This window comes from Rhodopseudomonas infernalis (assembly GCF_022271405.1).
GTDB classification, from domain to species: domain Bacteria; phylum Pseudomonadota; class Alphaproteobacteria; order Rhizobiales; family Xanthobacteraceae; genus Rhodopseudomonas; species Rhodopseudomonas infernalis.
The window spans coordinates 14,295-28,071 of the sequence record NZ_JAJNAL010000009.1; the positions used below are offsets into that span (position 1 = coordinate 14,295).

Sequence of the window (13,777 nt, forward strand, 5' to 3'; positions counted from 1 at the left end):
GCCGCGATGATCGTGCCGTATTGCGGCGCGGCGCCGTTGCCGGCCGAGTGGCTGGGCCGCTGGAATCTCGATCCGGTGCTGATCGTCGCGATCGTGGGCGCCGCTGCGCTGCATCTCGGCGCGCTGATGCGCGAGCGTATCAGCGACGGGCGCAATCCCAGGCTGATATTGGCCGGTGCTGCCTGGACGCTGATGGCGCTGCTGTTCGTGTCGCCGCTATGCGCGCTGACGTCGGCGCTGTTTTCCGCGCGGGTCGCGCATCATGTCGTGCTTGTCGCCGGCGTCGCGCCGCTGCTCATTCTGTCACTGCCGAGGCGTCTGGCGGCGTTGCGGATGCCCGGCCTTGCCGGCACCGCGGCGTTCCTGCTGCACATGGTGCTGCTGTGGCTGTGGCATGCGCCTGCGCCCTATGCGGCCGCGCTCGCCGACACGCGGATGTTCTGGGTGATGGAGCTGGGCCTGCTCGGCAGCGCGCTGCTGCTGTGGCTGGCGGTGCTGGCGCCGGCGGTGCGGCTCGGCGGCGCGCTGGCGCTGCTGCTCGGCTCGGTGGTGCAGATGGGGCTGCTCGGCGCCGTCATCACCTTCGCGCGGACGCCGCTCTACGACGCGCATCTCGGCGTCACCACGCCGTGGGGCCTCGGCGCGTTGCAGGATCAGCAGCTCGCAGGACTGATCATGTGGGTGCCGGCCGCAATCCCCTATCTGATCGCGGCCCTGATGCTGCTGGTCAGCCGGTTCGGCGCGGGCGTCGCCGACGAACCCGCGCGATGATCGCGTGGCTGAAAGCGATCCATATCACCGCGCTGATCGTGTGGTGCGGCGGTCTGCTGGTGTTGCCGGGCCTGTTCGTCCGGCGCAGCCGGCTGTCCCGCCGCGAGGCGGTCGAACTGCATCGCTACATCCGGACCTTGTTCATCAGCCTGGTGTCGCCGGCGGGATTCGTGGCGGTAGTGGCCGGCACGGTGTTGTTGTTTCTGCGCGAGGTCTTCACCACCTGGATGATGCTGAAGCTGGTCGTGGTTGGTCTGTTGGTGATCATTCACATGCGGGCCGGCTACGTGATCCTGAGCCTGTTCGAACCGGAAGGGCACTACGCGCCGTGGCGGCGCTGGACAATGACCGTGGTCACGATCGCGGTGATCGGCGTGATCCTGGTGCTGATCCTGGACAAGCCCGCGATCGAATACGCCGCGGTCCCGAAATGGATGCGCGAGCCCGGCGGGCTTCAATCCTTGCTCGACACCATCAGGCCGATGCCGTGATCGAACACCAGCTTGCCGCCATGCCATCCGGCGATTCCGACGAACACCGAGCCGAGCGCCGACATCATCAGGCCCACCGGCAGGATGTTCTCGTGATCGACCAAGCGCAGCCCCCAATTAGCGCCGGCGATCGACACCAGCATGACGCCGGCGAGCGCATGCATCCAGCTCGCCGTCCGCTTGCGGATGCCCTCGACCAGCAGCAGCTCGGCGGTGCCGGCGAGGCTGGCGGCGACGCCGAGCCAGAATGCGAAGCCGCTCGCCCACAGTCCGGCGCGCGCCCAGAACGGATCTGCGCCCCACCAGTAGAAAATGTCGCAGCCGAGTGTGGCGATCACCAGCGCGATCGGGAACGACACCATCATCGCATGGATCGGATGACCGGCCAGCGCCACGATGGAGTTGGTATCGTAAGCACGAATTTCTTCGACAACCGTCTTCGGCATTGTGCACCTCGCGTCAGCTTAATGCGCCGGCGCCGCGCTTGGTTCAAAGCGGGCGTCATCGGCAGCGGCGGCGTGTTGCTCGCCGGCTGCTCCGGCCCGCTGTCGACCGTGGATCCGGCGGGACCTTCGGCGGAGGCGATCGCGTCGCTGTGGTGGGCGATGCTGATCGGCTCCACGCTGCTGTTCTGTCTGGTGATGGCTCTGCTGCTGTGGGTGTTTATCAAGCCCGCGTCAGATCGCAGCGCCTCGCCAAAACTGTGGCTGGTCGGCGGCGGGCTGGTGCTGCCGGCGCTGGTGCTGACGCCGCTGCTTGGTTACGGCTTCTACATCGGTGAGAAATTACTCGCGCATCCGCGCGCCGATGCGCCGGTGCGGATCGACGTGCTGGTGCGGCAATGGGAGTGGACGTTCCGCTATCCCGGGCCAGACGGCACGCGCGTGTCCGTCAACGAGCTGCATCTGCCGGTCGGCTGCGCCGCCGATCTGCACGTCACCACCGCCGACGTCATTCACGGCTTCTGGATTCCGCGGCTCGGCGGCAAGGTCGATGCGATCCCGGGTCACACCAATGTGGTGCGGCTGTCGGCGTCGCAGCCCGGCCGCTATCGCGGCGTCTGCGCCGAATTCTGCGGCACCGGCCACACCGTGATGGATTTCGCCGTGCAGGCGCACGACGGCGACGCGTTCGAAGCCCGGCTCGATAAGCTCCCGAAGGATACACCATGAGCGCGCCGCGCGACGAGACGCCGGCGGCCGCGACCAGCGCGGTCCGCCTGCACAAGCAGCTCGAGCGGATCTGGGGCACGGCGCCGGGCTGGGGCCGGCTCTCCGCCGTCAACCACACCATCGTCGGTCGCCGCTTCATCCTCACCGCCTTCGTGTTCTTCGGCGTCGGCGGCGTGCTGGCGATGCTGATCCGCGCCCAGCTCGCCACGCCGCGCAGCGCTTTTCTCGAGCCCGGACTCTACAATCAGATCTTCACCATGCACGGCACGGTGATGATGTTCCTGTTCGCCATCCCGATGTTCGAAGGGCTGGCGATCTATCTGTTGCCCAAGATGCTCGGCGCGCGCGACATGGCGTTTCCGCGGCTCGGCGCCTACGGCTATTGGTGCTATCTGTTCGGCGGCTCGATCCTGCTGATCGCGATGGCGCTCGGCCTGGCGCCGGACGGCGGCTGGTTCATGTACACGCCGCTGAGTTCGAAGGCCTACACGCCCGGCATCAATGCCGACATCTGGCTGATCGGCATCACCTTCGTGGAGATCTCGGCGCTGTCGGCGGCGGTCGAGATCATCGCGACGATTCTCAAGATGCGGGCGCCCGGCATGTCGCTCGACAAGATGCCGCTGCTGGCGTGGTATCTGCTGGTCACCGCCTTCATGATGCTGTTCGGCTTTCCGCCGCTGATCCTCGGCTCGGTGCTGCTCGAGGTCGAGCGCGCCTTCGACCTGCCGTTCTTCGACGCGGCGCGCGGCGGCGACTCGCTGCTGTGGCAGCATCTGTTCTGGCTGTTCGGCCACCCGGAGGTCTACATCATCTTCCTGCCGGCAGCCGGCATGGTGTCGACCATCCTGCCGGTGCTCGCGCGGCGCGAGATCATCGGCTACGTCTGGATCGTGGTGAGTATCGTGGCGCTCGCCTTCCTCAGCTTCGGGCTGTGGGTGCACCACATGTTCACGGTCGGCATTCCGCATCTGGCGCTGGCGTTCTTCTCGGCGGCCTCGACCGCGGTGGCGGTGCCGACCGCGGTGCAGATCTTCGCCTGGATCGGCACGCTCGCGGCCGGACGGCCGCAACTCAAGCTGCCGATGCTGTATCTGCTCGGGTTCTTCTCGGTGTTCGTGATCGGCGGGCTCACCGGCGTGATGCTGGCGATCGTGCCGTTCAACTGGCAGGTCCACGATACGCACTTCGTCGTCGCACATCTGCACTACGTGCTGGTCGGCGGCTTCATCTTCCCGATGCTGGCGGCCGCGTATTACTGGCTGCCGCACTTCACCGGCCGCGTGCCGCGCCACAGCCTCGGCGTGCCGGCATTCTGGCTGATCATCATCGGCTTCAATCTCACCTTCCTGATCATGCACTGGACCGGCCTGCTCGGCATGCCGCGCCGGATCAGCACCTACGGCGCCGACACCGGATGGGAATGGCTCAATCTGGTGTCGTCGATCGGAGGCTTCGTGATGGCGATCGGCTTCGCGCTGTTCACCGTCGACGTGGTCATGCACTGGCTGCACGGCAAGCGCGGCCCGCGCAATCCGTGGGGCGCCGGCACGCTGGAATGGGCGATGGCGACGCCGCCGCCGAGCTACAATTTCGGCGCGCTGCCCGACGTCACGACCCGGTCGCCGCTCGCGGATCAGCCGGGGCTCGCCAACCGGCTGGCGCGCGGCGATGGTTACCTCGGCTTCGTCCGCAATGGCTGGCTGGAGACGCTCGGTGTCGACATGATGTCGGGCCGGCTCGAGCAGATCGTGCGGCTGCCGTCGCCGACGATGCTGCCGCTGTTCACCGCGTTGGTGACGGGCGTGTTCTTCGCCGCGGTGCTGTTCAAGCTGTATTGGCTCGCGGTGCTGGCGCTGCCGGCGATCGTGGCGATGTTCCTGGCCTGGACGCCGGTGTCGGGCGAGCGCAGCGACCGGGGCGAACTGCCGATCGGCAACGGCGCGCAGGCGATACTGCACAGCGAGGCCGCGTCGCCGCCGTCGCTGTGGGCGATGGGATTGACGCTGGCGGCGGATGCCACCGCCTATGCGTCGCTGGCCTTCGGGCTGCTGTTTCTGTGGGTGGTGGCGCCGAACTGGCCGCCGCTGGCGCTGATCGCGTGGGCGCCGGTGGGCGTGGCACTGATCGCAGGCGGCGCGCTCCTCGCGGCGCTCGCCAGCGTCGCAGCGACTGCGCGGCGCGTTATCGGCAGCGGACCGCGGCGCGAGGGCGCGCTGGCGCTGGCGGTGATCGGGCAGGGCGCGGCGCTGGCCGGGCTCGCGCTCGTCGTCGCCGCGGTGCCGGACCCGACGCGACACGCCTACGCGGCCGCCACGCTGGTGATCCTGCTGTATGTCGGGCTGCACCTCGCGGTCGGCGCGGTGTTGGCTGGGTTCGGGATCTGGCGCAGCCGCACCGGCTATGTCTCGGCGCGGCGCAGCGTCGATCTGCGGATCGGCGCGCTGTGGAGCGCCTTCACGGCTGCGCTGGCGGTCGGCACGCTGCTGATCGTGTACGGCCTGCCGCTGGTGATGGGAGCGCCTCGATGACCCGCGCGCCGACGCGTCCGGCATCGCTGCTGCTGATCAGCGCCGGCTTCATCGTCTGGGCCCTGGCGTTCACGCTGCTGTATGGCGGCCTGTCGGTTGGCTGCGCATTCGGCTGGCAGAGCGAGATGATCGGCGGCAACAGCTTGCTACGCGTCGTGCTGCTGGCGATCTGGGGACTGCATATTGTCGCGCTGATCGGCTTGCTGATTTATTGCGTCCGCCTGCCGCGCTCCGACGAGACGACGCCAGCTTTCACTCGCAAGGCCGCGATCGGCACGACCGTGACGGCGCTAGTCGCCACGGTATGGACCGGCCTGCCGATCCCGGCGCTGTCGCAGTGTGTGTGACAAGACCGTTGCCCCATCCCCGCCGTCATTGCGAGGAGCACCCGGATCAGCGCTGCGCGCTGTCCGGGCACAGGCTCCGCGACGAAGCAATCCAGCTCCGTGCACTGCGCTTCTGGATTGCTTCGCTTCGCTCGCAATGACGGTGGGGTTGATGCTCGGCTAAATATCCGCGCCCTGATCCGCCGTACTGCGCGGCTGCTTGAGTGTGGCCCAGCCTTCGCCGCCGGGCGGCTGCGGCAATTCTTCCTGCACGGCGCGGTTGCGCAGGATGTGGGACTTCGAGATCATGTGGGCGGTGATCGGCGCGGTCAGGAACAGAAACAGCGTGATCAGCAGTTCGTGCAGCGATACGTCGCCGCGGATCAGCGCGAAATACAGCAGCGAGGCGATCAGCAGCGAGCCGATGCCGAGCGTGGTGGATTTGGTCGGCGCATGCAGCCGCTGCATGATGTCCGGCAGCTTCACCAGCCCGAACGAGCCGACGAACAAAAACAGCGCGCCGATCAGGATCAGCGCCGAGACCAGGACTTCGCTGAGCCACGCCATCGCGGTTACTCGATTACGTTGCCGCGCAGCAGATATTTGCAGAACGCGACGGTGGACAGGAAGCCGACCGCGACGAACAACAGCGCGATCTCGAAATACAGACTGGTGCCGTACCAGATGCCGATCACCACCACGAGGCCGATGGTGTTGGTGACCAGCGTTTCCAGCGTCAGGATGCGGTCGAGCACGTCCGGGCCCTTGGCGAGCCGATACAGGTTCATCAGCGCCGCGACGGCAATGATGGAGACGGCGATCAGGCACGCGGTTGCGATCATCCAAAGATCTCCTTCAGCCGGCGTTCGTAGCGGGTCTTGATCTGCGCCACCGTGTCGTCCGGATCGCTGGTGTGCAGGCAATGCACCAGGATGGCGCTGCCATCGGCGGCGAGATCGGCGCTGACGGTGCCGGGCGTCATGGTGATGGTGCCGGCCAAGAGCGCGATGGCCTCGGGCGACGTCAGCTCGATCGGCACCACGACGTAGCGGGTCTGCAACCGCGACGCCCGCCAGAACAGCACCCAGATGGCGACCTGGATGTTGGACACCACGATGTCCCAGCCGACGATCGCGAAATATTCGAGGATCTTGAGCGGCCGGCGGATCCTCGGGCGCTCCGGCCAATACGGGCTGGTGAACAGCGGGATCGCGACGCCGAGTATCAGGCCGAACAGCACGGTGCCGAGCGAGACCGAATTGATCAGCGCCACCCAGACGGCGGCGATCAGCAGCGTGAACATCGGATGCGGCAGCAGGCGCGTCATCGGGCGCCTCCTTGCGTCAGGGCGGTCCACGACGCCGGGTCGACGGCGCGTACATAGGCGGTGACGTCGAGCGCCTGCCGCGCCGTCGCGGCGAGGTCGCGCGTCACCGGGCCGGCGAACAGCGCCAGCAGCACGGTGGCGCCGAGCAAAGCGGAGATCACGGTCGCCTGCAGCGCGATGCGCGGGGCTGGGGACGTCGTCGCTTCCGAAGGCTTCGGGGCGACCTTCCAGAACAGTGTGCTGCCGGCGCGGGCGAAGCCGATGATCACGATCAGGCTGGTGCCCAGCACCACGCACCAACTCGTCACCGCGAGAGGGCTGCGCCAGACGGCGTCGAGGATCAGCAGCTTGCCGAGGAAGCCGGACAGCGGCGGCATGCCGGTGATGGCGATCGCCGCGGCGAAGAACAGGCCGGCAAGAAGATTCGCGTGCGGCAGCGGCGGCGCGGGCACCAGCCGGTCGGCGGGGCCGGCGCGCTGCGCGATCACCAGATCGGCGAGCAGGAACAGCGCCGCGCCGCTCAGCGTCGAGTGCAGCAGGTAGTACAGGCCCGCGGCGAGACCGGCCTGATCGAACAGCCCGAGCGCCAGCAGCAGCGAGCCCATCGACCACACGATCGCAAAGCACACCAGTCCGGTCAGCGACGCGCTCGCCAGCACGCCGACCGCGCCGAGCAGCAGCGTTGCCAGCGCCGCCGGCACCACCCAGGGCATGGCGATGTCGGCGACGCTGCCGGCGTTCGCGCCGAACACGATCGTGTAGACCCGGACGATCGAATAGGCGCCGACCTTGGTCATCATCATGAACAGCGCCGCGACCGGCGCGGCTGCTGCCGCGTAGGCCGAGGGCAGCCACCATTGCAGCGGCACCAAAGCGGCCTTCAGGGCGAACACCAGCAGCAGCAGCAGCGCGCCGACGCGGAGCAGCGCCTCATCGCCGGGCGCGATCTGCGCGACCTTGCCGGCGAGGTCCGCCATGTTGAGCGTGCCGGTGACGGCGTAGATCAGGCCGACCGCGAACAGAAACAGCGTCGAGCCGATCAGATTGATCGCCACGTAGTTGAAGCCGGCGCGCAGCCGCCGCGGTCCGCCGCCGTGCAGCATCAGCCCGTAGGAGGCGATCAGCATCACCTCGAAGAACACGAACAGATTGAACACGTCGCCGGTGAGGAACGCGCCGTTCAGCCCCATCAGCTGAAACTGGAACAGCGGATGGAAATGCCGTCCCGCTTTGTCCCAGCCCGCCATCGCGTAGATCAGCACCAGGGCCGCAAGCAGCGCGGTGAGCAGCAGCATGGTGGCCGCGAGCCGATCGAGCACCAGCACGATGCCGAACGGCGCGCGCCAGTCCCCGAGCAGATAAGGCTGCGGCGCGCTATCCGCCGCGGAGGCGTAGAGCCAGATCGCGAGGGCCAGCAGCGCCAGCGTCGCGGCGCTGGAGACGATGCGCTGTGCGACAAGGTCGTGGCGCAGCGCCAGCACCAGGAACGCCGCGACGGCGGCGGGCAGCACGATCGGGGCGACGATCAGATCCGTCATCGGCCGGCCTCGTGCTCGTGCTCGTCGCCGGCATCGACGCGCTCGCTGCCGCTTTCGAGGAAGCCGCGCAGCGCCAGCACCACCACCAGCGCCGTCATGCCGAACGAGATCACGATTGCGGTCAGCACCAGCGCCTGCGGCAGCGGGTCGACATAGTCGGTGACGTCCTTGGTGATGATCGGCGCCTTGTCGATCGCCAGCCGCCCCATCGCGAACAGGAACAGATTGACCGCATAGGACAGGAAGGTGGTGCCGATGATCACCGGGAAGGCATGCCGGCACAGGACCAGATACAGGCCCGCCATCGTCAGCACGCCGATGGCGCTCGCGACCAGGATTTCCATTCAGCCCTCCTGCGCCGGCGATGCGCCCTGGCGCACCAGCGTGATGTCGGAGGGGCCGACGGGCGCCGGGCCGCGCTTGGCGCGGCGCTCGACCCGCGAGATCTGCGACAGCGACAGCACCACGGTGCCGACCACGGTGAGGAACACGCCGGTGTCGAACAGCATCGCGGTCGCGAGTTCGATCTCGCCGATCAGCGGCAGATGAAAATAGCCGAACGAACTGGTGAGGAACGGCGTGCCGAACAGCATGGCTCCGAGCCCGGTCGCGGCGGCGGTGAGCACGCCGGCGCCGAGCAGCCGATGGCCGTCGATCCGCCGCTGCTCGGCGCTCCAGGCGTAGCCGCTCGCCATGAACTGCATGATGATGGCGATGGCGACGATCAGCCCGGCGATGAAGCCGCCGCCCGGCTGATTATGGCCGCGCAGGAAGATGTACATGCCGACCGTGATGGCCAGCGGCAGCAGCACGCGGGCGGTGACGACGAGAACCAGCGGATGCGCGTCGGCGGAATCGTTGCGCTGGCGCATCGCGTCGAGCCGGCGCGCCGCGGCGCCTTCCAGCGCACTGGCGAGCAGCGCGTAGATTACCAGCGCGGCGATGCACAGCACGATGATCTCGCCGAACGTGTCGAAGCCGCGGAAGTCAACCAGGATGACGTTGACCACATTGGTGCCGCCGCCGCCCGGCTTGGATTCGGCCAGGTGATACGCCGAGATCGAGGCGCCGTCGCGCGTCATCACCGCATAAGCCAGCGCAGCTGCCGCGAGGCCGCCGACGCCGGCGATCACGCCGCTCCGCAGCCTTTGCGGCAGCGGCTCGGCGGGCGTCAGCTTCGGCAGCAGATTGAGCGCCAGCAGCAGCAGGATCACGGTGACGACTTCGACCGAAATCTGCGTCAGCGCCAGGTCGGGCGCCGAGAACTGCATGAAGGTCAGCGACACGATCAGCCCGGCGACGCTGCTCAGGATCAGCACCAGCAGGCGATGCACATGGAACGCCATCACGGCGATGCTGGCCGCAATCAGCAAGAGCCAGCCGACCAGCGCCGGCAGATTGACCGGCAGCATCGCGCGGGTGCCGGGCTCATAACGGCCGCTGAGGAAGCCGGCGGCGCCGACGATCAGGATGGTCAGCGTGATCACCGCCAGATAGCGCGACAGCGAGTCATTATGCAGCCGGCGGATCGTCCAGCGCGATGCGCGGACCGACGCTGCGATCACCGCGTCGAACATCGCCTTGGCGTCGGGCCGCGGCAGCGCGCCGCGCAGCGTCTCGAGCGGTGTATGAACGAGTAGAAGCGTGAGGCCGCCGGCGAGTGCGATCGCGCTCATCAGCAGCGGCCAGGTCAGGCCGTGCCAGATCGCCAGCGGATGAAAGTCGAGCTTTGCGGCGCCGACCACCGCCTGCGCGGTCCGCTCGACGATGCCGCCGGCGAGGAATTGCGGCGCGACGCCGATCGCCACGACGAGGATGACCAGCACGGCGACCGGCGCCCACATGCCGAACGGCGGATCGTGCGGGTGGTGGTCGAGCGCCGCGCGCGGCTGGCCGAGATACGTTCCGAACACGAACCGCGCCGAATACGCGACCGACAGCAGCGCGCCGAGCGTCGCCGCCGCCGGGACGATCCAGATGCTGCCGAACACGGTGGTGTCGGCGGCGGCCTCCAGCATCATCTCCTTGGACAGAAAACCATTGAGCAGCGGCACGCCGGCCATCGAGGCGGTGGCGATCAGTGCCAGCGCCGCGCTGATCGGCATCAGCCGTGCGAGCCCGCCGAGCCGGCGCAGGCTGCGCGTGCCGGTCTCGTGGTCGACGATGCCGGCGCTCATGAACAACGCGGCCTTGAAGGTTGCGTGGTTGAGGATGTGAAACATGCAGGCGATCACGGCGAAGCGTGTGCCGAAGCCGAGCAGCATCGTCATCAGCCCGAGATGGCTGACGGTGGAATGCGCCAGGATGCCCTTGAGGTCGTCCTTGAACAGCGCGATCCAGGCGCCGATCAGCATCGTGACGAGGCCGGTGGTGGCGACGATCGCGAACCAGGCTTCGGTGCCGGACAGCACCGGCCACAGTCGCGCCAGCAGGAAGATGCCGGCTTTGACCATGGTGGCGGAGTGCAGATAGGCCGACACCGGCGTCGGCGCCGCCATCGCGTGCGGCAGCCAGAAGTGGAACGGAAACTGCGCCGACTTGGTGAACGCCGCGCCGAGCACCAGCAGCAGGATCGGCATGTACAGCGGCGAGGCCTTGATGGCGTCGCCGCGCTGCAGGATCTCGGTCAGCTCATAGGAGCCGGCGGCCTGGCCGAGCAGCAGCATGCCGGCCATCAGCAGCAACCCGCCGCCGCCGGTAACCACGAGCGCCATCCGGGCGCCCTGGCGGCCTTCCGGCAGATGGCTCCAATAGCCGATCAGCAGGAACGAGCTGAGACTGGTCAGCTCCCAGAATACCACCAGCAGCAGGATGTTGTCGCTGAGCACGATGCCCAGCATCGCGCCCTGGAACAGCAGCAGGAACGCGAAGAACCGCCCCATCGGGTCGTCGCGGTGCAGATAGAACCGCGCGTAGATGATCACCAACAGGCCGATGCCGAGGATCAGCGCGGCGAAGAACAACCCGAGCCCGTCGAGGAAGAAGCCGAACGACAGTCCCAGCGCCGGCACCCAGTCGGTGCTGAAGCGTACCGTTTGGCCGGCGATCACCGAGGGCGCCTGTGCCAGCAGCACAACCAGCGCCGCGAGGCTGATTCCGCCCGTCACCAGCGCGCAGACATTGCGCCCGGCCCGAATCGCGACGACGGGCAGCACGGCGCCGAGTAGCGGAAGCAGAACAATCAGAGCGAGCTGCATCGACTCCCTTCGGACAAGGCGACTGGCGGTGTGCACAAAGCGACAGCTGCGGGGCAGCGACCGGCTTTCGAAGATGTCAGGCAGGGTTTGCAGGATTGCATCGGCGATGCAAGGGCAGGACATCGCCGGGGCATTCCCTGGCGATCCGCCCGGCGGCACAACAGCATCGAGCCACCAAACGGCTTTTGGGATATCCGGGCATTTTCCCCCGGCGGTCCTTGCGAGGAAAGGCGGCATATCGGCGCGGCCGGCCGCCCAAGCGCTCCAGAGCCTGACCACAAGAATCGAACGCAATGACGGGGCGAAACTGCTGATTTCCAAGCTCGCGTTTGCCGCCAGGATCACCCCTGCAGAAAGCCGTCGAAATACGCCGCGAGCTCTGCGGTGCCGTCCAGTGGCAGCAACTGGGCGACATACTGGTCCGGCCGCACCACCACCATGCAGCCGGACTTCCGGTCGATGCCGCGCAACGCGAAAATATCCGGGCCGGTCTTCAGATCGGGGCAGAACATCTTCTCGTAATCGGTCAGGCCGAGCTTGCCCTTGGCGGGGAGGAGCAGCGCCGGCATCGCGGCGATCGACAGCGCGCGATGATGCTGTTGAAACACCGCGCGGACGTCGATGACTGCGTCGATGTCCTCGCTCGCCCTGCGATATTTGTTCAGCGGCGAGGCCGGGGCGTCGGCGAGCCATTCGCACAGGCGATGAATCGGGGCCGACGGATCGCCAGGGTCCTGGTCGTTCGCGAACACATACAGCCGGAACCGGCCGTCGGCGCGCGCGACGTGGCCGAGCTGCAGCGGCTTGGCGTCGGCGAGCCGTATCACCGGCGCCGAGTGAAAGCGCGTGCCGACCACGAAGCCGGTCGCGAGGTGCTGATAGCTGTCGCTGCCGGTGAGCCGCGACGGCGCGTAGTGCGTGGCGGTGCCGGCGGTGTAGCGGCCGTGCTGCACGAAGTAGCGCTGGGTCTCGGCCGGGTCGGCTTTGCCGCCGTCGTGCTTGGCCGACGCCAGCAGCGCGGCCCACTCACGGTCGAAATCGATCAGCTCCTTGGCGACGGCGCGGCGCTCGGCCGAGTAGCTGTGCAGCAGCGCCGGCTTGGCGCGGCCGCGCAGCACCGCGGCGAGCTTCCAGCCGAGATTGAAGGCGTCCTGCATCGACACGTTCATGCCCTGGCCGGCCTTCGGACTATGCGTATGGCAGGCGTCGCCGGCGATGAACACGCGCGGCAGCCGGGACGAGTCCGCATCATCCGGGACGTCGTCGAATTTGTCGGTGAGCCGCTGGCCGATCTCATAGATCGACCACCACGGCACCTGCTTGGCCTCGAGCCTGTACGGATGCAGAATGCGCTGCGCCTTGGCGATCAGGTCGTCGAGGCCGAGTTTCCGGTTAGCGACCCGCTCGGCGGTGTCGAGCCGGGTCAGCTCGACATAGAGCCGGACCAGATAGCCGCCCTCGCGCGGAATGATCAGCAGGCTGCCGTGCTCGGCCGACTGGATCAGCGCCTTGCAGCGGATGTCGGGAAAGTCGGTGACCGCGAGCACGTCCATCACGCCCCAGGCGTGGTTGGCCGAATCGCCGCGCAGCTCGCGGCCGATCGCGCCGCGCACGACGCTGCGCGCGCCGTCGCAGCCGATCACGTAGCGCGCCTTGATGGTTTCGGTTTCGCCCTGATGCGCAGGGTCCTGCCGCTCCAGCGTCACCGTCACGCGCTGCGCCGGATCATGGTCGTCCGGCGGCGGCTGCAGTGCCACCATGCGGCGGGCGTAGTACGGCTCCAGCTTGGCGGAGCGCCGCATCATGTCGAGATAAAAGTCGTGGACGCGGGCCTGGTTGAGCACGACGTGGGGGAATTCCGACAGCCCGTCCTCGACATCCTGAACCCAGCCGCTGCGCGCGATGTGCGCGGGCTGCGCGTCGTCGGGCTTCCAGAACGTCGTCTCGTTGATCCAGCACGCCTCTTTCAGCACGCGCTCGCTGAAGCCGAAGGCCTCGAACATCTCGACGGTGCGGCAGGCGATGCCGTCGGCCTGGCCGAACTGCAGCGGGCCCGGCTTCTGCTCGACGATGCAGGTGGTGATGTCGGGGAATTGCGCGAGCTGCGCGGCCAGCGTCAGCCCCGCCGGCCCGCAGCCGACGATCAGCACATCGACCTCGGCGGGCACAGCACCGCTCGCGTCGGAGGACGGATTGCGCTCGGCCGGATCGGCGATCGACGGATCGCCCAGCACAAAGCCGTCGAGATGAAACTGCATGCATCCTCCCGCGCCGCCGGGGCGGTGCCCGCGGCGGTCTTTGTTCATTGGTGGCTGCTGAAACTTATCGCAAAATAGCTTGGCGTCATCCTTCGAGGCCCGCGACGCGCAATCGGCCAAGAAGTCCAGCACCGACTCTCCGCCGTCATGCCCGGGCTCTTCAGGA

The 13,777-nt window shown here is 67.7% G+C and carries 13 protein-coding genes; 5 read left to right on the plus strand and 8 right to left on the minus strand.

The features are described from left to right. The first annotated feature begins 6 nt into the window (after nt 1–6). Nucleotides 7–771: a cytochrome c oxidase assembly protein gene (locus tag LPW26_RS08315; protein WP_238734378.1), complete on the plus strand. Its 765-nt coding sequence runs from the start codon at nt 7–9 to the stop codon at nt 769–771. Further along, nucleotides 768–1,262, plus strand: coding sequence for a CopD family protein (locus tag LPW26_RS08320; protein WP_238734172.1), 495 nt, complete (start codon nt 768–770; stop codon nt 1,260–1,262). The genes LPW26_RS08315 and LPW26_RS08320 overlap by 4 nt, the downstream gene beginning before the upstream one ends. On the opposite strand, the gene LPW26_RS08325 is transcribed toward LPW26_RS08320, so the two are convergent. After that, nucleotides 1,226–1,708 (minus strand): DUF2231 domain-containing protein, encoded by a 483-nt coding sequence (locus LPW26_RS08325; protein WP_238734174.1) that lies wholly within the window; start codon nt 1,706–1,708, stop codon nt 1,226–1,228. The two genes, LPW26_RS08320 and LPW26_RS08325, sit on opposite strands and share 37 nt — an antisense overlap. Before the next feature lie 21 nt (nt 1,709–1,729). On the opposite strand from LPW26_RS08325, the gene coxB reads away from it, so the two are divergent. The 3 genes from coxB to LPW26_RS08340 are packed head-to-tail and all read left to right on the plus strand — an operon-like array spanning nt 1,730 to nt 5,312. Then, nucleotides 1,730–2,434 (plus strand): cytochrome c oxidase subunit II, encoded by a 705-nt coding sequence (coxB, locus tag LPW26_RS08330; RefSeq protein WP_238734176.1) that lies wholly within the window; start codon nt 1,730–1,732, stop codon nt 2,432–2,434. Beyond that, nucleotides 2,431–4,965 carry a cytochrome c oxidase subunit I gene (gene ctaD, locus LPW26_RS08335; RefSeq protein WP_238734178.1) on the plus strand — a complete coding sequence of 845 codons (2,535 nt, stop codon included), beginning with the start codon at nt 2,431–2,433 and terminating at the stop codon, nt 4,963–4,965. Before coxB ends, ctaD begins: the two co-directional genes overlap by 4 nt. Continuing rightward, the gene (locus LPW26_RS08340) at nt 4,962–5,312 is read left to right on the plus strand and encodes a hypothetical protein (protein WP_238734180.1); all 351 of its coding nucleotides are present in this window, start codon (nt 4,962–4,964) and stop codon (nt 5,310–5,312) included. Before ctaD ends, LPW26_RS08340 begins: the two co-directional genes overlap by 4 nt. Nucleotides 5,313–5,471: 159 nt before the next feature. Here LPW26_RS08340 and LPW26_RS08345 read toward each other — a convergent pair whose 3' ends face one another. The 7 genes from LPW26_RS08345 to LPW26_RS08375 form a co-directional block, all read right to left on the minus strand. Next, on the minus strand, nt 5,472–5,858 hold the full coding sequence (locus LPW26_RS08345; RefSeq protein WP_238734182.1) for a Na+/H+ antiporter subunit G: 387 nt from the start codon (nt 5,856–5,858) through the stop codon (nt 5,472–5,474). 5 nt (nt 5,859–5,863) lie between these two features. Then, nucleotides 5,864–6,133 carry a K+/H+ antiporter subunit F gene (locus LPW26_RS08350; RefSeq protein WP_238734183.1) on the minus strand — a complete coding sequence of 90 codons (270 nt, stop codon included), beginning with the start codon at nt 6,131–6,133 and terminating at the stop codon, nt 5,864–5,866. Then, complete coding sequence (locus LPW26_RS08355) at nt 6,130–6,618, minus strand: Na+/H+ antiporter subunit E (RefSeq protein WP_238734184.1); 489 nt, start codon at nt 6,616–6,618, stop codon at nt 6,130–6,132. The genes LPW26_RS08350 and LPW26_RS08355 overlap by 4 nt, the downstream gene beginning before the upstream one ends. Then, complete coding sequence (locus LPW26_RS08360) at nt 6,615–8,156, minus strand: monovalent cation/H+ antiporter subunit D (protein ID WP_238734185.1); 1,542 nt, start codon at nt 8,154–8,156, stop codon at nt 6,615–6,617. Before LPW26_RS08360 ends, LPW26_RS08355 begins: the two co-directional genes overlap by 4 nt. Further along, entirely contained in the window at nt 8,153–8,500 is a 348-nt protein-coding gene (locus LPW26_RS08365; RefSeq protein WP_238734187.1) for a Na(+)/H(+) antiporter subunit C, read from the minus strand. The genes LPW26_RS08360 and LPW26_RS08365 overlap by 4 nt, the downstream gene beginning before the upstream one ends. After that, nucleotides 8,501–11,353, minus strand: coding sequence for a monovalent cation/H+ antiporter subunit A (locus LPW26_RS08370; protein ID WP_238734189.1), 2,853 nt, complete (start codon nt 11,351–11,353; stop codon nt 8,501–8,503). A gap of 341 nt (nt 11,354–11,694) precedes the next feature. Then, entirely contained in the window at nt 11,695–13,611 is a 1,917-nt protein-coding gene (locus LPW26_RS08375; RefSeq protein ID WP_238734191.1) for an FAD-binding monooxygenase, read from the minus strand. Nucleotides 13,612–13,777: the final 166 nt, after the last annotated feature.